18 protein-coding genes are annotated in these 17,262 nt (G+C 61.4%); 9 read left to right on the top strand and 9 right to left on the bottom strand.

Annotated features, from left to right (window positions below; genetic code table 11):
- The first annotated feature begins 92 nt into the window (after positions 1-92).
- A complete protein-coding gene (locus tag FJW00_RS14060) occupies positions 93-815 on the top strand; it encodes an ABC transporter ATP-binding protein (RefSeq protein ID WP_009091339.1) in 723 nt (240 codons plus the stop codon).
- A gap of 64 nt (positions 816-879) precedes the next feature.
- On the opposite strand, the gene bioD is transcribed toward FJW00_RS14060, so the two are convergent.
- The 4 genes from bioD to bioB are packed head-to-tail and all read right to left on the bottom strand — an operon-like array spanning position 880 to position 4,469.
- On the bottom strand, positions 880-1,551 hold the full coding sequence (gene bioD / locus FJW00_RS14065; protein ID WP_046101450.1) for a dethiobiotin synthase: 672 nt from the start codon (positions 1,549-1,551) through the stop codon (positions 880-882).
- Positions 1,548-2,303 carry a malonyl-ACP O-methyltransferase BioC gene (gene bioC / locus FJW00_RS14070; protein WP_140924536.1) on the bottom strand — a complete coding sequence of 252 codons (756 nt, stop codon included), beginning with the start codon at positions 2,301-2,303 and terminating at the stop codon, positions 1,548-1,550. The genes bioD and bioC overlap by 4 nt, the downstream gene beginning before the upstream one ends.
- Entirely contained in the window at positions 2,287-3,438 is a 1,152-nt protein-coding gene (bioF, locus tag FJW00_RS14075) for an 8-amino-7-oxononanoate synthase (RefSeq protein WP_140924538.1), read from the bottom strand. The genes bioC and bioF overlap by 17 nt, the downstream gene beginning before the upstream one ends.
- Positions 3,438-4,469 carry a biotin synthase BioB gene (gene bioB, locus FJW00_RS14080; protein ID WP_140924540.1) on the bottom strand — a complete coding sequence of 344 codons (1,032 nt, stop codon included), beginning with the start codon at positions 4,467-4,469 and terminating at the stop codon, positions 3,438-3,440. The genes bioF and bioB overlap by 1 nt, the downstream gene beginning before the upstream one ends.
- An 85-nt stretch (positions 4,470-4,554) precedes the next feature.
- Here bioB and bioA point away from each other — a divergent pair, with 85 nt between their 5' ends.
- Together bioA and FJW00_RS14090 are read left to right on the top strand one after the other, a co-directional pair.
- Positions 4,555-5,859: an adenosylmethionine--8-amino-7-oxononanoate transaminase gene (gene bioA, locus FJW00_RS14085; RefSeq protein WP_140924542.1), complete on the top strand. Its 1,305-nt coding sequence runs from the start codon at positions 4,555-4,557 to the stop codon at positions 5,857-5,859.
- 74 nt (positions 5,860-5,933) lie between these two features.
- Positions 5,934-6,410 (top strand): kinase inhibitor, encoded by a 477-nt coding sequence (locus tag FJW00_RS14090; protein WP_009091345.1) that lies wholly within the window; start codon positions 5,934-5,936, stop codon positions 6,408-6,410.
- A 136-nt stretch (positions 6,411-6,546) separates the two neighbouring features.
- On the opposite strand, the gene pgl is transcribed toward FJW00_RS14090, so the two are convergent.
- A complete protein-coding gene (pgl, locus tag FJW00_RS14095) occupies positions 6,547-7,548 on the bottom strand; it encodes a 6-phosphogluconolactonase (protein WP_009091346.1) in 1,002 nt (333 codons plus the stop codon).
- A gap of 155 nt (positions 7,549-7,703) precedes the next feature.
- Between pgl and FJW00_RS14100 the strand changes: the two genes are divergently transcribed.
- Positions 7,704-8,522 (top strand): pyridoxal phosphatase, encoded by an 819-nt coding sequence (locus FJW00_RS14100; protein ID WP_140924544.1) that lies wholly within the window; start codon positions 7,704-7,706, stop codon positions 8,520-8,522.
- On the opposite strand, the gene modC is transcribed toward FJW00_RS14100, so the two are convergent.
- From modC to FJW00_RS14120, 4 genes are all read right to left on the bottom strand, one after another.
- On the bottom strand, positions 8,523-9,581 hold the full coding sequence (modC, locus tag FJW00_RS14105; protein WP_046101443.1) for a molybdenum ABC transporter ATP-binding protein ModC: 1,059 nt from the start codon (positions 9,579-9,581) through the stop codon (positions 8,523-8,525).
- Complete coding sequence (gene modB, locus FJW00_RS14110; protein ID WP_140924546.1) at positions 9,581-10,270, bottom strand: molybdate ABC transporter permease subunit; 690 nt, start codon at positions 10,268-10,270, stop codon at positions 9,581-9,583. Before modB ends, modC begins: the two co-directional genes overlap by 1 nt.
- Positions 10,267-11,040, bottom strand: a complete 774-nt coding sequence (gene modA, locus FJW00_RS14115; RefSeq protein ID WP_140924549.1) for a molybdate ABC transporter substrate-binding protein — start codon at positions 11,038-11,040, stop codon at positions 10,267-10,269. The genes modB and modA overlap by 4 nt, the downstream gene beginning before the upstream one ends.
- Before the next feature lie 146 nt (positions 11,041-11,186).
- On the bottom strand, positions 11,187-11,342 hold the full coding sequence (locus FJW00_RS14120) for an AcrZ family multidrug efflux pump-associated protein (RefSeq protein ID WP_009091356.1): 156 nt from the start codon (positions 11,340-11,342) through the stop codon (positions 11,187-11,189).
- 140 nt (positions 11,343-11,482) lie between these two features.
- On the opposite strand from FJW00_RS14120, the gene modE reads away from it, so the two are divergent.
- The 5 genes from modE to galM all read left to right on the top strand — a co-directional run bounded on the left by modE (position 11,483) and on the right by galM (position 17,261).
- Positions 11,483-12,265, top strand: a complete 783-nt coding sequence (gene modE / locus FJW00_RS14125) for a molybdenum-dependent transcriptional regulator (protein ID WP_009091358.1) — start codon at positions 11,483-11,485, stop codon at positions 12,263-12,265.
- A gap of 69 nt (positions 12,266-12,334) precedes the next feature.
- Positions 12,335-13,807 carry a molybdate ABC transporter ATP-binding protein ModF gene (gene modF, locus FJW00_RS14130; RefSeq protein WP_140924551.1) on the top strand — a complete coding sequence of 491 codons (1,473 nt, stop codon included), beginning with the start codon at positions 12,335-12,337 and terminating at the stop codon, positions 13,805-13,807.
- Positions 13,808-14,041: 234 nt separating this feature from the next.
- Complete coding sequence (gene galT / locus FJW00_RS14135) at positions 14,042-15,088, top strand: galactose-1-phosphate uridylyltransferase (protein WP_009091362.1); 1,047 nt, start codon at positions 14,042-14,044, stop codon at positions 15,086-15,088.
- Positions 15,085-16,233, top strand: a complete 1,149-nt coding sequence (gene galK, locus FJW00_RS14140; protein ID WP_140924553.1) for a galactokinase — start codon at positions 15,085-15,087, stop codon at positions 16,231-16,233. Before galT ends, galK begins: the two co-directional genes overlap by 4 nt.
- Positions 16,227-17,261, top strand: a complete 1,035-nt coding sequence (gene galM / locus FJW00_RS14145) for a galactose-1-epimerase (protein WP_140924556.1) — start codon at positions 16,227-16,229, stop codon at positions 17,259-17,261. Before galK ends, galM begins: the two co-directional genes overlap by 7 nt.
- The last annotated feature ends 1 nt before the right edge of the window (position 17,262 follow it).

The following is a 17,262-nucleotide window of genomic DNA, read 5'->3' on the forward strand; positions in this document are numbered from 1 at the left end:
TGCAACGGCGACAGGGCCGCTGCTGATGACTTGTTTGCCAGACGACAGAGAGCGGAAGCATTCAGGCTAATGATCGGGAAGGAGAGTGTCAGATGCTGAGTTTACGTTCGGTGAATCAATTTTATGGTCAGAACCACATTCTCTGGGATGTGGACCTCGATCTGGCGCCTGGCACCTGCACCGGCGTTCTGGGCCGGCCTGGCATGGGCAAAACCACGCTGGTGAACTGCATCATGGGCAGACTGCCTATCAACAGCGGCTCTATCTCCTGGAAGGAAGATGGCTCCCCGCCGGAAGATCTGCTGCTGCAACCGGCTGAACAGCGGGCACAGATGGGGATCGGCTACGTGCCGCAGGGCCGCCACATTTTTACCCAGATGAGCGTGGAAGATAACCTGCTGATCGCCCTGCTGGCGGGTGCCAGTCAGCACGATCGCCATCGCGCCATTCCTGAAATGGTCTTCGATCTCTTTCCGGCACTCTATTCGCTGCGCCAGCAGCGCAGCGGCGATCTGCCTGTCGATCAGCAGCAACAGCTGGCCCTGGCGCGTGCGCTGGTGCTGCAACCTAAACTGCTGATTCTCGATGAACCCACCGACGGCATGTCGCCGTGGCTGGAGGAGGAGATGGGCAATCTGATCCGGCGGCTTAACCTCGACTACGGGCTGACCATTCTCCTGCTGGAGCAGCGCCTGTCGCTAATCCGCCGCGTGGCAGACTACTTTCTGCTGCTGCACCGCGGTCGCAATGTGGCGCACGGCAGCATGGCGCAGCTTGACGACTACACCGTCGATAAATGGCTGACGGTGGCCTGAAGGCAAAACCGGATGCGGCGGGCAGAGCCGCCGCTGGCCGCAGTGACTGCCGGGCCGGGTCCGCTTATTCAGGCAGCGTCAGGTAGTGTCCACAGGCAGCCTGCTGCGCCTCATCCGTGAGATAGGGGATCGTGCCCAGACAGGGGGCAGGCAGGCGCTGTTTCAGGCTGGCGAGATAGTGCTGATAACGTTTGCCCGGTGGCTCGATGGTATTCGCGATCCAGCCTGCCAGGGGTAGCCCGCGCGCCCGTACCGCCTCTGCGGTGAGCAGCGCATGGTTGATGCAGCCCAGCTTAATCCCCACCACCAGAATCACCGGCAGCTGTTCGCTGACCACCCAGTCCGCATAGGTGTGCGTTTCCGACAGCGGGGTGTACCAGCCCCCGGCCCCCTCGACCAGAATCCAGTCCGCCAGCGGCTCCAGTGCCGCCAGACCGGCCGACAGCGCCAGATGGGTAATCGGTCTGCCCTCTTCCGCGCTGACGATGTGCGGCGATGTCGGTTCCATAAAGGCCAGCGGATTGACCTGCTGGTATGTTAACGCGACGCTGCTGTAACGCTGCAGGGCCAGCGCATCGCTGTTGCGGATGCCCTCCGGCGTCATCTCACAGCCCGACGCCACCGGCTTATAGCCCGCACAGCGGAAGCCTGCGGCGGCGGCGGCCTGCAACAGCGCGCCGCTGGCGACCGTTTTGCCGACTTCGGTGTCGGTGCCAGTGATAAACAGGCGTTTCATGATGCACTTACTCCATAAATTAAATGATAACTCAGGCGGTAGCCGTGCCGGTCGCACGGCCAGTGCGCCTCTAACCGGCTGAGGCGTTGCCGGGTTAACACCTGGCCGTCACGCCCCTGATGCAGATGGGTCGCGCCAATGCCCTTCAGTGAGCGCATGGCGCTGAGCGCATCGGGAAAATGGATCGTCACCCGCTCCGAGGTGCAGCGCAGCGGCCAGGCATGGCAGGCGGCGGCAATCTGCGCCTCGCTGAGAAAGCGATTGGCATGCGGCAGTGCGTCCAGATGTGACCAGGCTTCATGCACCTCCTGCAGCGAATCATCCCCCAGGGTGGAAAAGAGCAGCGTGCCGCCGGGCCGCAGCACCCGCCGGAACTGGGCCAGCGCCTGCGGCAGATCGTCACTCCACTGCACCGCCAGGTTGCTCCAGACCAGGTCAAAGCTGTTGTCCGCCAGCGGCAGCGCATCAATGTCCCCCGCCAGATAGTGCTGCGCCGCGTCGTTGCGGCGTGCCTGTTGCAGCATCTGCGGGGAGAGATCCAGCGCCGTAACCTGTTTGCCGCGCGCGCGCCAGAGCCGGCTGTACCAGCCGGTGCCACAACCGGCATCCAGCAGGTGCAGACCACTGTCGACCGGGGCGTGTGCCAGCAGGGCATCGCCGCTCAGACGCTGCAGGGCGGCATGCGCATCGTAGTGGCTCGCCGCCCGGCCAAAAGCGCGTGCGACCGCCTGTTTGTCAACCTGCAGCGTCATGCAGTGCCTCCAGTAGCCGATCGATATCCTCAGGGCGATGTGCCGCCGTCAGGGTGATGCGCAGCCGGGCGGTACCCGGTGGCACGGTAGGCGGCCGGATAGCGCTCACCCAGCAGCCCGCCTCAGCCAGCCGCGCAGAGAGCGCCACCGCCTCGCTGTTTTCACCCACCAGCAGGGGCTGAATCGCACTCTCTGAATCCATCAGCTGCCACGGCAGCGGCGCCGCGCCGCGCCGGAAATGGCGGATATTCTGCTGCAGGCGCTGGCGCAGCGCCTCGCCCTGCTGAACTTCATGCAGCGCCGCCTGCAGCGCAAAAGCCTGGGCCGCGGGCATGGCGGTGGAGTAGATCAGATGACGGCTGAACTGCAGAAAGTAGTCGGCGGTGTCGGCATCGCACAGCAGGGCCGCGCCGCTGACGCCAAAGGCTTTGCCGAAGGTGATCACCTGCAGTTCCGGCCGGACGCCCTGCTGCCAGCAGCTGCCGCGCCCCTGCTCACCCACCACGCCAATGCCGTGCGCATCATCCACCAGCAGCCAGCCTCCGGCCTGACGCGTCTGCTGCGCCAGTGCGGCCAGCGGCGCGCTGTCGCCATCCATGCTGAAGATGCCCTCGGTCACCACCAGCGTCTCCCCCTCACAGGGTAAGGCGAGCCGCGCCGCCAGACTCTCCGGCGCGTTGTGGCTGAACCGGCGCAGCTGCGCCGGGCTGTGGCTGGCCGCGTCAAGCAGTGAGGCGTGGCTGAGCTTATCAGCCAGGATGCGATCGTTTTTCTCCCCCAGCAGATGGATCACCGCCTGGTTGGCCGCGAAACCGGAGATAAAGAGCAGCGCACGGTCATAGCCGAGCCAGTCGGCCAGTTGCGCCTCCAGATCGGCATGCTGCCGGTGATAGCCGGTCACGTGCCCTGAGGCCCCCGCGCCCGCGCCGGTCAGCGCCGCCCCCTGCTGCCAGGCCGCGATTACCGCCGGATGGCGGGTCAGGCCGAGATAATCATTGCTGGAGAAGTGGTGATAGCAGCGACCGCCGCTGTGCAGCGTGCGGGTCGTCTGTTCGTCAATAATCCGTCGCTGCCGCCAGCCGTCGGCCGCACGACGCTGATCCAGCGCCTGCCGGAATCGTTGCTGCCAGCTCATTACAGCGCCGCGTTGTAGAACTGTTCCGTGTCGGCATGGAACAGCTGCTCGCTGAGATGCTCTTCCTGCTGCTGATCGCCGTGCTGCGTGTGCGTATGCTCCGGGTTCAGCCCCAGTTTGCGGAACAGCACCCGGTCGGTATCCTCTTCCGGATTGGGCGTGGTCAGCAGTTTGCAGCCGTAGAAAATGGAGTTCGCCCCGGCCATAAAGCACATCGCCTGGGTCTGTTCGTTCATCTGCTCCCGGCCTGCTGAGAGACGCACATGGGAGGTCGGCATCATGATGCGCGCCACCGCGATGGTGCGGATAAAATCGAACGGTTCCACATCGTCGTTATCCGCCAGCGGTGTGCCTTTCACCTTCACCAGCATGTTGATCGGCACGCTCTCGGGTGGCGTCGGCAGATTGGCTAACTGCACCAGCAGACCGGCGCGATCGTTCACGGTTTCCCCGAGGCCGACGATCCCGCCTGAACAGACTTTGATCCCGGCGTCGCGCACTTTGCCCAGCGTATCCAGGCGCTCCTGATAACTGCGGGTGGTGATGATGGAGCCGTAAAACTCCGGCGAGGTGTCGAGGTTGTGGTTGTAGAAATCGAGCCCCGCGACCGCCAGTCGCTGCGCCTGCTGCTCGCTGAGGGTGCCCAGCGTCATGCAGGTTTCCATTCCCATCGCCTTGACGCCTTCAACCATCTTTTCCAGATAGGGCATATCGCGCTCGTGCGGATTTTTCCACGCGGCCCCCATGCAGAAGCGGGTCGAACCCGCGGCTTTGGCCTGACGGGCGGAGGTCAGCACCTCTTCCACTTCCATCAGGCGTTCCGACTCCAGGCCGGTCTTGTAGCGCGCACTCTGCGGGCAATATTTGCAATCCTCCGGGCAGGCACCGGTTTTGATCGACAGCAGGGTACTGACCTGCACCTGACGCGGGTCGAAGTGCTGACGGTGCACCTGCTGCGCTTTAAACATCAGTTCAAGAAAGGGTTCATCAAACAGCGCTTGCGCCTGTGCAATTGTCCAGCGTTGAGCCATTACTTACTCCAAAAAGGGTGTCATCCCGACAGAAAGCAGGGGTATACTTGTAAACTATATTTTTTTATTTTGGTTTACAACTCCGATGACCCTCACCGCGTTCACCTCTGAAGATGCCCGTTTTGACCGCCAGCATATCTGGCACCCCTACACCTCCATGCAGGATCCCCTGCCCTGCTACCCCGTGGTGGCCGCCCACGGGGTTACGCTGCAACTTGCCGATGGCCGTGAACTGGTGGATGGCATGTCCTCCTGGTGGGCCGCGATCCATGGCTACAACCATCCGCGTCTGAACCAGGCGCTGACCGCGCAGGTTGCACAGATGTCCCACGTCATGTTTGGTGGCATCACCCACCCGGCAGCGGTGGCGCTCTGCCGCCAGCTGGTGGCGATGACGCCTGAGGCGCTGGAGTGCATCTTCCTGGCGGACTCCGGTTCGGTGGCGGTGGAAGTGTCGATGAAGATGGCGCTGCAATACTGGCTGGGCCGCGGTGAGACGCGCCAGACCTTTCTGACGCTGAAGCGCGGCTATCACGGCGATACCTTTGCAGCGATGTCGGTGTGCGATCCTGAGAACTCCATGCACAGCCTGTGGCGCGGCTATCTGCCGGAACATCGCTTTGCAGCGGCACCGGCCTGCGGCTTTGACGATGCGTGGCAGAGCCAGGACTTTGAGGATTTTGCCCGGCTGATTGAGACACACCATCAGCAACTGGCGGCGGTGATTCTGGAGCCGATTGTGCAGGGCGCTGGCGGCATGCGTTTTTATCATCCGCGCTACCTGCAGCAGGTGCGGGAGGCGTGCGACCACTACGGCGTGCTGCTGATTGCCGATGAGATCGCCACCGGATTCGGCCGCACCGGCAAGCTCTTTGCCTGCGAGCACGCGGGCATCACCCCGGATATTCTCTGCGTCGGCAAGGCGCTCACCGGCGGCATGATGACCCTGGCGGCCACCCTGACCACCCGCGAAGTGGCGGACACCATCAGCCGCAGTGCGGCAGGCTGTTTCATGCATGGCCCGACCTTCATGGGCAATCCGCTGGCCTGCGCGGTCGCGTCGGAGAGCCTGAAGATGCTGGCGGAAGGAGAGTGGCAATGCCAGGTGGCAAACATCGAACGGCAGCTGCGGGCTGAACTGCTGCCGCTGCGCCACTCGCCGCAGGTGGCCGACGTGCGCGTGCTGGGCGCGATTGGCGTGGTGGAAACGCATCAGGCGGTCAACATGGCGGCGCTGCAGCAGTTCTTTGTGGAACAGGGGGTCTGGATCCGCCCGTTTGGCCGCTTAATCTACCTGATGCCGCCCTACATCATCACGCCACCGGCGTTAAGCCGGCTGACCGCTGCTATTGCCGGCGCGCTGGATCATCCGCACCATTTTGTCTCCTGAGCAGGCTGACCGCTGGCACTGGCTGCGCTTTTGGTTATGATGAAAGGCTATTCATCGACAGTTAAGGAGATGTGATGCGCGTTTTTAGTCAGGATTTTAATGACGGCGAGAAGATGCCTGAGAAGCATGTTTTCAACGGCATGGGTTATCACGGCGAGAATATCTCTCCGCATCTGGCCTGGGAAGCGGCACCGGCGGGCACCAAAAGTTTTGTGGTGACCTGCTACGATCCGGATGCCCCGACCGGGTCCGGCTGGTGGCACTGGGTCGTGGCGAACATCCCGGCCAGCACCACCTCCCTGCCGCAGGGTGCCGGTTCCGGTAAAGCGGAGCTGCCTGCAGGCGCCGTGCAGACCCGAACCGATTTCGGTCAGGCGGGTTACGGTGGCGCAGCACCGCCGCAGGGCGAAACCCATCGCTACATTTTCACCGTGCATGCGCTGGATGTGGAGACGATTGAAGTGGATGAAGGCGCCAGTGGCGCGATGGTCGGCTTTAATGTGCATTTCCACGCTCTGGCGAGCGCCTCGCTGACCGCGAACTATCAGTAACAGAGAACGCTTCCCTCTTCTGACCGTGTTCCCTGCATGCTCTGAGCGGATTCATTGCGGTCAGAGGCACCCGGATTTGCGTTTTTCCGCCCTCTGAATGCCTCTCCTGCTCAGGAGAGGCGTTTTTCAGGAGGAGTTACGCCTGCAGCGGATGGATCACGACCCACATCGGACCCTGGCCCACGGCATAACGCCCCAGCGGCTTTAACAACCCTTTCGGTTCATTAATGGCATAGACTTCAATGTGATGCGACTTCTGCCCTGCCGCCACCAGATAGCGTCCGCTGTGGTCGATATTAAAGCCGCGCGGCTGCGTTTCGGTCGGCTGGAACCCTTCCAGCGTCAGCTCATCACCCAGTTCGCTGACGCTGAAGATCGCCAGCGTGCTGCTGGTGCGATCGCAGGCATAGAGGAAACGGCCATCCGGCGTCAGATGAATATCGGCTGCCCAGCGCGTGCCACTGAAGTCCGGCGGCATCATGTCCAGCGTCTGCACGCTCTCGGCCTCTCCCCCGCCCTGATTTAACGCCCAGACCTCAACCGTGCTGTCGAGTTCGTTCACGCAGTAGGCGTACTGCCCGCCCGGATGGAACTGCATGTGACGCGGACCGGCACCCTCGACCGTCGTCACCTGCGCCTGCTCACGCGGCGTCAGCTGACCGTCTGCGCCCAGCGCAAACAGACAGATGCGATCCTGCTTCAGGGCCGGCACGTAGAGCGTCTTATTGTCATTGTCGATGTTGGCGGAGTGACAGCCCTCCAGTCCGTTAATCACCTGCAGCGGCGCCTGCGGAATCCCATCCTCACCAATCGGGCTGACGCTGACGCAGGCATCGTTGTAGGAGCCACAGAAGAGGAATTTCCCCTGATGATCGGTGGAGATGTGGGTCGGACTGCCGGGCAGCGGAGCCTGGCCCGCTTCCGTCAGCGTGCCGTCTGCGGCAATACGGAATGCCAGCACGCGAAAATTGGGACGAACACCGACATAGAGAAAATCGCGCTTCGGACTCACCACCATCGGCTGAACCTGGCCGGCGACATCGGTCACCTGAAGCAACGTCAGCCCACCCTCATCATTCATCTGCCAGACGTGGATCTGCTGGCTCTCGGGACTGGCGGTGTAGACAACTTGTTTCATGCATTCTCCTTTTTTGCTGCCTGATCATGAACTGTCAATCACTGTAGCGCGTTTTATTGCCGGACGCTGGAATCATTTGTGCCCTGTTTTTTGTCTCCGGGCCGCGGTCAGGTGTAGACTTTAGCCCTCGCAAACCCGGATGAATGGAAGGATTAATGAGCTACCGTGTAATTGCCCTCGACCTCGACGGCACACTGCTGACCCCCGCCAAAACGATTCTGCCGCAGTCCATCGAGGCGCTGAACCAGGCACGCCAGGCGGGTATTCACGTCGTTATCGTGACCGGACGCCATCACTGCGCCATCCATCCTTTTTATCAGGCGTTACAGCTGGATACACCTGCGATCTGCTGTAATGGCACCTATCTGTACGATTATCAGGCGAAAAAGGTGCTGGCGTCCGACCCGCTCGATCCGCAACTCGCCCTTGAGGTGATCGACAGGCTGAACGCGCAGCGGATTCACGGCCTGCTCTATGTGGATGATGCGATGCTCTATCAGACGGCGACCGGACACGTGACGCGCACCCTGAAGTGGGCCGAATCACTCCCTGCCCACCAGCGCCCGCTGTTTCGTCAGGTGCCTGACCTCGCTCAGGCGGCGCGCGACGCCGGTTCGATCTGGAAGTTTGCGCTGTCGCATACCAACATTCCGGAACTGCAGCAGTTCGCCAGCCAGGTGGAAACGGAGCTGGGGCTGGCCTGCGAATGGTCGTGGCACGATCAGGTGGATATCGCTCGCGGCGGCAACAGCAAAGGCAAACGACTGGCGCAGTGGGTTGAATCACAGGGCCTGAGCATGTCGGATGTGATCGCCTTCGGTGACAACTACAACGATCTCAGCATGCTGGAAACGGCCGGACTGGGGGTGGCGATGGGCAACGCCGACGAGGCGATTAAAGCACGGGCGAAGAAGGTGATCGGCACGAACCTTGAAACCGCCATTGCCGATACCCTCCATCAGTACGTGTTGTAATCAGGGCGTCACCGAGACGCTTTTAATCTGGGCATAGAGCCACTGATCGGGCCGGATGCCCAGCTCATCCCGCGCCCACGGCGTGATGCGCGCCCAGAGTTCGCTGATGCCGATGCGCAGCTTCACCTCAACCTGATCGCCGACCTCCACCAGCTCCACCACCTGCGCGGGCAGAATGTTGCGGATGGAGCTGTGCTGGGGTGGCTGCAGCGCCAGCGAAACGTCGGCCGAGGCGATGCGAATGCGCAGCGGGGTCTTCACCGGCTGATTCACCCGGCTGACCCAGATATGCTGATCGCCCAGCGACAGCGCGGTCATCGGGTAGTCGGGATGCTGCTCCAGCACCTGCACCCGCAGCACGCTGGTCAGTTCACTCATCGGCAGCCAGGGACGCATCGCGCTGCTGCTCCAGACCCGCTCCAGCGGTCCGAAGGCTTTAACCCGCCCCGCATCCAGCACCAGCACGTTATCGGCCAGCTGCAGGATCTCCTCCAGGCTGTGCGAAACGTAGAGCATCGGAATATCGACCTGCTTTGCCAGCTTTTGCAGATAAGGCATCAGTTCGCGTTTGCGCGGCAGATCCAGTGACGCCAGCGGCTCATCCAGCAGCAGCATATCCGGTGCGGTCAGCAGCGCACGGCCAATGGCGACCCGCTGCTTCTCGCCGCCCGACAGCGACAGCGGAAAGCGTGGCAGCAGCGCCTCCAGCCCCAGCAGTGACACCAGGGTGTCGAACTGCGCTTTCATCGCGGGCGCCATGCCATATTGCAGGTTGCCGCGCACCCGGTAGTGGGGAAAGAGCCGGGCATCCTGAAAGACATAGCCGATACGCCGCTTTTCCGGCGGCAGCGATATCCCCTGCTCCGCATCGAACAGCAGCCGGTCATTCAGCGCTATCCGTCCGCGCTGGGGCTGAGTCAGGCCGCTGATCGCGTTGATCAGCGAAGTTTTACCGGCCCCGGAGACGCCGAAGATGGCCGTGATCCCGCTGGCCGGGATCTGCAGGTCGACCTCTAAGTGATGATCGCCCTGCTGCTGCATAAAATTGAGTGACAGCATCAGCTTCCCATCCGCTTACGACCGGCACGGGCCAGCCATTCCGACGTCAGCAACGACGCCAGCGCCAGTACAATGGCGATCACGCAGAGGCGCGCCGCCGCCCCTTCTGCACCCGGCGTCTCGATCAGGGTAAACATCGCCAGCGGCAGGGTGCGGGTCTCGCCCGGTATATTGGAAACAAAGGTGATGGTCGCGCCAAACTCACCCAGCGAGCGGGCAAAGGCGAGCACCGTCCCGACAATCACGCCAGGCAGGGTCAGCGGCAGCGTAATGGTGAAGAATACCCGCCAGCGTCCGGCCCCCAGCGTGCGCGCCGCCTGCTCCAGCCGGCTGTCGACCGCCTCCAGCGCCAGCCGGATGGCGCGCACCATCAGCGGAAAAGCGATCACCGCGGAGGCCAGTGCGGCCCCCCGCCAGCTGAAGGCGAAGCTGAAACCGAACCAGTCATAGAGCTTTTCGCCGATGATGCCGCGCCGGCCCAGGCTTATCAGCAGCAGATACCCCACCACCACCGGCGGCAGCACCAGCGGCAGATGGATCAGGCTGTCGAGCAGCGCTTTGCCGGGAAAACGGCAGCGCACCAGAATCCAGGCCATCAGGATGCCAAACGGCAGGCTGCCGAGCACGGCAATGCCAGAGACTTTGAGGCTGAGCAGTACCGCCTGCCATTCGGGATCGCTGAGTATCATTTCGTCGGTGTGAATCCGTAGTGTCTGAAGATAGCCGCCGCTTCCGGCCCTTTCAGGTAGTCATAAAACGCCTTAACGGCGGCGCGGTTGTGATCGTTAACGATCGCCATGGGATATTCCACTGGTTTGTGGCTGCTGGCCGGGAAATGCCCCACGACCTGCACTTTTTGGCTGGCCACGGCGTCGGAGCCATACACTATGCCATACGGCGTTTCGTTGCGCTCGACCAGCGCCAGCGCTGCCCGCACGTTGTTAGCCGGGGCTAATACCGGTGCGACCTGCGGCCAGGCCCCCAGGTTCTGCAGCGCCTCTTTGGCGTAGAGTCCCGCCGGCACATGATCCGGGTCGCCGACAGCCAGACGTTCACCGTGCAGCAGGTTTTTCCAGTCCGTCTGCTTGTCCAGCGTAACCGCTTTTGCCGCGGCGCTGCGCGGGGCGATTAACACCAGATCGTTGCCCAGCAGCGTATAACGGCTGCTCTTCATCATGCTGTTTTTAGCGACCGCATCGTCCATCCACTGCTGATCGGCAGAGATAAAAAGATCGGCAGGGGCCCCCTGTTCAATCTGGCGCGCCAGCGTGGAAGAGGAGGCGAACGAAGCGACGACGTTCACGCCCTTCTCCTGCTGATAACGGCTGGCAATATCCTGCAGGGCATTGGTCAGTGAGGCCGCCGCAAACACGGTAATATTATCGGCGGCAACCGCCTGACCGGCCAGTGAAAAAGTGACCAGCGCCGCGACGCCCCAGCGAGTGTAATGGTGTGACATGATCTTCTCCGGCTATTCGTTGTGTAGCGGATAATATAACGCATTATCACGGCATCCCGATAAATTATCGGCAGCGGAGAGAGAAGGATGAAGGGGGGCGGGATAAAAATGACCGCGCCCGCGCAGAGAGGCGGGCGGGGCAGAAATCAGTTGTGCGAACGGGCGGAGGATTTTTCGCGATGACCAAATTTTGAGATGACGTTAAACACTTCACCCAGGCCATAAATGATACCCAGCATCAGCGCCATCACCACAGGCACCATCAGGACGGCTACGGCGAGGCTTTTCAGTAATTCCAGCATCGGGAGTCTCACTCTGAGAATAAAAAAGTGATTGTAACGGGTCAGGAAAATTTTGCGCAGCCCTTTTCGTGCTTTTACTTTGGTCACGAAACGCCGCTATCATCGGCCTCCACACGCGTTAACCCTTTGCCGGAGCTGTCATGGAAGCCGAACTGTCCCTTCACATCCGTTTACAACAGAAACTGTTTGCCGATCCCCGTCGTATCGAGCTGCTGAAACGGGTCCGGGAAACCGGCTCAATCAGTCAGGGAGCAAAGCTGGCAGGCATCAGTTATAAAAGCGCCTGGGATGCGATTAACGAGATGAACCAGCTGGCGGATGAGACGCTGGTGGCGCGGGCCACCGGCGGCAAAGGTGGCGGCGGCGCGACGCTGACCCGCTACGGTGAACGCCTGATCCAGCTGTTTCAGCTGATGGAGCAGATCCAGCAGAAGGCCTTTGATGCCCTGCAGCAGGATGCCCTGCCGCTCGACAGCATGCTGGCGGCGATCGCCCGCTTCTCCCTGCAGACCAGCGCCCGAAACCAGCTGTTTGGCACCGTGATGAGCAATGACGCGCAGCAGGTGGTGCAGCATCTGCTGATTCAGCTGGCCGATGGGGTCACGCAGCTTAACGTGGCGCTGACGCAGCGCAGCGCCGATCGTCTTCAGCTGGCGGCGGGTAAAGAGGTGCTGGTGCTGATCAAAGCCCCCTGGATTCACATCAGCCGGGATGCCACCGGAGATGACAACCAGCTGGCGGCCACCGTCAGCGCTATTGAACCGGGCGACGGCAAAAGTGAAGTCCTGCTGCAGATCGCCAGCGGCGAAACCCTGTGCGCCACCCTGACCCGCGAGCGGCTTCAGCAGCTGAAGCTGCAGCCGGGCGACGCAGTGACCGCCAGCTTTAATGCGGAGAACGCCATCGTCGCCACCCTGCTCTAGCGGGGAATTTGACATCACTACCGGCAGAGGTTACAACGCAGTAACACGATGCAAAAAACGGAACAGATTATGGCTTCATTGCATATTTCGCAAGGCACGTTTCGTCTTAGCGATACCCGGTTACTGCGACTGAATCAGGTGGAACTGCAACGCGGCGAGAGCTGGGCGTTTGTCGGCGCCAACGGCAGCGGCAAATCCTCTCTGGCGCGTGCGCTCTCCGGGGAGCTGCCGCCGCTCTCCGGTTCGGTCAGCAGCACGTTCAGACGACCGGTCAGGCTGTCGCTGGAGCAGTTGCAGTCTCTGGTCGCACAGGAGTGGGAACGCAACAACACCGATATGCTCAGCGAAGGCGAAGAGGATACCGGGCTCACGGTGGCCGATGTCATCCAGATAGAGGGGCAGCAACCCGGACGGTGCGAACAGCTTGCCCGCCAGTTTGGCATTGAACCCCTCCTCTCACGTCGCTTTAAATATCTTTCTACCGGTGAAACCCGCAAGACGTTGCTCTGCCAGGCGCTGATGAGCCAGCCTGACCTGCTGATTCTGGATGAGCCGTTTGACGGGCTGGATGTGGCGTCGCGCGCCAGCCTGACCGACACCCTGCGCAGCCTGCAGCAGCCCGATTTCACGCTGGTGCTGGTGCTCAATCGCTTTGATGATATTCCCGATTTTATCGGGCAGGTGGGCGTGCTGGCGGAGTGTAATCTGACCCACAGCGGCGCGCGCCAGACGATTCTGACGGAAGCGCTGGTGGCACAGCTGGCGCACAGTGAACAGCTGCTGGGTATGGCGCTGCCGGAGGCGGATGTGCCGGATGCTCTGCCCGCCCTGGCCGATGATGCGCCGCGCGTCATTCTGCGCAACGGCACCGTCTCTTACCACGATCGGCCCATCATCAGCGGGTTGAACTGGCAGGTCAACCCAGGCGAACACTGGCAGATCACCGGTCCGAACGGTGCCGGTAAATCGACCCTGCTCAGTATGGTGACCGGCGATCATCCTCAGGGCTACAGCAATGACCTGACCCTGTTTGGCCGGCGCCGTGGCAGTGGTGAAACCCTCTGGGACATCCGGCAGCACATCGGCTATGTCAGCAGCAGCCTGCACCTGGATTATCGCGTCAGCACCAATGTGCGCACGGTGATCCTGTCGGGCTTCTTCGACTCTATCGGTCTCTATCAGGCGGCGTCTGACCGGCAGAAAGCGCTGGCCCAGCAGTGGCTGGCTCTGCTCGGCATGGACAACCGTCTGGCTGATGCCCCCTTCCACTCCCTGTCGTGGGGACAGCAGCGGCTGGTGCTGATCGCACGCGCGCTGGTTAAACACCCGACGCTGCTGATTCTGGATGAGCCTCTGCAGGGACTCGATCCGATTAACCGTCAGCTGGTGCGGCGCTTTGTCGATGTCCTGATTGGCGAAGGACGTACCCAGCTGCTGTTTGTTTCGCATCACGCCGAAGATGCGCCGGCCTGCATCACGCATCGCCTGAGTTTTGTGCCTCAGGAGGATGGCTATCGCTATCAGCAGGAAACGCTGCGCTAACGTTCTCTCCTCAGCCCTGACGCCGCGACAGCGGCGTTTTACAGCCCTCCTGTGTAAGCGTTACCATTCCTTCTCACCTTTCACCCTCCTGCACCGCACGCAATGCCACCAAATAAGAATTTTCAGCTTGTGTAAACGATACCATTTATCCAGACTTGATCACGCTTTCGGGCGCGCTGATGTGCTAATTTTTACCGATGCCTCTTTGGCTTTTGACGCTTACCAGGACCTCACATGGACAAATTCAACCCGGTCGATCATCCGCATCGCCGTTACAATCCACTGATTGATCAATGGATTTTAGTCTCTCCTCACCGGGCCAAACGGCCGTGGCAGGGCGCGCAGGAAACCCCGGCGGTTAACACGCTGCCGTCCCATGATCCGGACTGCTTCCTCTGTGCCGGAAATACCCGTATCACCGGCGACAAAAACCCGGACTATACCGGCACTTACGTCTTTACCAATGACTTTGCCGCGCTGATGACCGACACCCCCGACGCGCCTGAGAGTGACGATCTGCTGATGCGCTGTGAAAGCGCACGCGGCACCAGCCGGGTTATCTGCTTTTCGCCCGATCACAGCAAAACCTTGCCGGAGATGTCGCTGAGCGCGCTGGAAGAGGTGGTGCGCACCTGGCAGGAGCAGACCGCTGAGCTGGGTCAGCACTATCCCTGGGTGCAGGTGTTTGAGAACAAGGGCGCGGCGATGGGCTGCTCCAACCCGCATCCGCATGGTCAGGTCTGGGCCAACAGCTTCCTGCCGAATGAAGCGCAGCGTGAAGATGACCACCAGCGCGACTACTTCGCGAAAAAAGGTTCACCGATGCTGGTCGATTACCTGGCGCGTGAACAGCAGGATGGCAGCCGCACCGTCGTGGAAACCGAACACTGGCTGGCCGTGGTGCCCTGGTGGGCCGCCTGGCCATTTGAAACCCTGCTGCTGCCGAAGGCGCACGTCAGACGTCTGACCGATCTCAGCGCAGCACAGCGCACCGATCTGGCGCTGGCGCTGAAACAGCTCACCAGCCGCTACGATAACCTGTTCCAGTGCTCCTTCCCCTACTCTATGGGCTGGCATGGCGCACCGTTTAACGGCGAAGCCAACGATCACTGGCAGCTGCATGCCCACTTCTATCCGCCGCTGCTGCGTTCAGCAACGGTACGCAAATTTATGGTCGGCTATGAAATGCTGGCCGAAACCCAACGCGATTTAACGGCGGAACAGGCGGCGGAACGTCTGCGTTCTGTCAGCGACGTTCACTTCCGTGAGGCACAACAATGAGCTTAAAAACCATCACGCAGCAGCTTTTCTCAGATACCTTCGGTTACGCCGCCACCCATACCATTCAGGCACCGGGTCGCGTCAACCTGATTGGTGAGCACACCGATTATAACGACGGCTTTGTGCTGCCCTGCGCCATTGACTACCAGACGGTGATCGCCTGCGCCCGCCGTGACGATCGCCAGATTCGCGTGGTCGCGGCGGATTATGAGAATGCCCAGGACACCTTTTCGCTCGATGAAGAGATCGTCAGCGTGCAGGAGCCGATGTGGGCGAACTATGTGCGCGGCGTAGTGAAACATCTGCAACGGCGTCATGCCGATTTCGGTGGCATCGACATGGTGATCAGCGGCAACGTCCCGCAGGGTGCGGGCCTCAGCTCCTCTGCCTCGCTGGAAGTGGCGGTCGGCACCGTGGTGCAGCAGCTCTATAACCTGCCGCTGGATGGCGCGGCGATTGCGGTTAACGGTCAGGAAGCAGAAAACCAGTTTGTTGGCTGTAACTGCGGCATCATGGACCAGCTGATCTCCGCGCTGGGCCAGAAAGATCACGCCATGCTGCTCGACTGCCGCACGCTGGGCACCCGTCCGGTGTCGATGCCGGCAGATATCGCCGTGGTGATCATCAACTCCAACTTCCGCCGCACTCTGGTCGGCAGCGAATACAATACCCGTCGCGAGCAGTGTGAAGCGGGCGCGCGCTTCTTCAACAAAAAAGCGCTGCGTGATGTTGAGCTGGCGGAGTTTGAAGCGGCAGAGGCGAAGCTGGATCCGCAGGTGGCTAAGCGGGTGCGTCACGTTCTGACCGAGAATGCCCGCACGCTCGAAGCCGCCGATGCGCTGAGCCGGGGCGACCTCTCCCGTATGGGTCAGCTGATGGCCGAGTCGCACGCCTCCATGCGTGACGATTTTGAGATCACCGTGCCGCCGATCGACATGCTGGTGGAGATCGTAAAAGCGCAAATTGGTGAGCACGGTGGCGTTCGCATGACCGGCGGCGGCTTCGGCGGCTGTATCGTCGCGCTGATGCCGCTGGATCGGGTGGATCAGGTGAAAGCCGCCGTTGCGGAGAAGTATGAAGCGCAGACCGGCATCAAAGAGACCTTCTACGTCTGCAAAGCCTCTGAAGGAGCCGGTCAATGCTGAATGACGTCAACTCTCACGCGCCCGACGGTCAGCCGTGGCGCATCACGGTGCTGCGCAATGCCAACGGCATGCTGGCGACCTTTATGGACTGGGGCGCAACCTGGCTCTCCGCCCGCGTCCCGATGCAGGATGGCACGGTACGTGAAGCGCTGCTTGGCTGCGCCACCCCCTCTGACTATCTGCACCAGGATGCTTATCTCGGTGCCACGGTGGGCCGTTACGCTAACCGCATCGCCGGTGCAAAACTGACCACACTCAACCGTCAGCTGGTGCCGAACCAGGGCGCGCATCAGCTGCATGGCGGTCCGGAAGGGTTTGATAAACGTCGCTGGCAGATTGTCAGCCAGTCAGACAGCGACGTGCACTACCGCCTGGATTCGCCGGATGGCGATCAGGGCTATCCCGGTAACCTGATTGCCGACCTGCACTATCATCTGGACGATCAGAACTGCCTGAGCATCCGCTATGAAGCACGCTGCGACCAGCCCTGTCCGGTCAACCTGACCAACCACGCTTACTTTAACCTTGATGCGCATCATGGCGACGCCCGCCAGCATCGCTTACAACTGCACGCAGATCACTATCTGCCGGTCGACAGCGAAGGGATTCCCAATGCGCCGCTGAAAGCCGTGGCCGGCACCAGCTTTGATTTCCGGCAGGCGAAAACGGTCGCGCAGGATTTCATGACAGAGGACGACCAGCGGGCGGTGAAGGGGTATGACCATGCGTTTCTGCTCAACAGCGCAGGCGATGACAGCCAGCCTGCCGCAGAACTCTGGTCAGAAGATGGCAGACTGCAGCTCAGCGTCACCACCTCCGCTCCGGCCCTGCAGTTCTACTCTGCCAACTATCTGGCCGGTACCCGTGCCCGCGAGCAGGAGAGCTATACTGCATTTCAGGGCATTGCGCTGGAGAGTGAATTTTTACCGGATTCGCCCAATCATGCTGAGTGGCCTCAGCCCGATTGCTGGCTGCAACCGGGAGATCGCTGGGAATCGGTGACGCGCTATCGCTTCACGCCACGCTGAT

Origin of the sequence: Pantoea anthophila (assembly GCF_006494375.1) — a bacterium.
GTDB classification, from domain to species: Bacteria; Pseudomonadota; Gammaproteobacteria; order Enterobacterales; family Enterobacteriaceae; genus Pantoea; species Pantoea anthophila.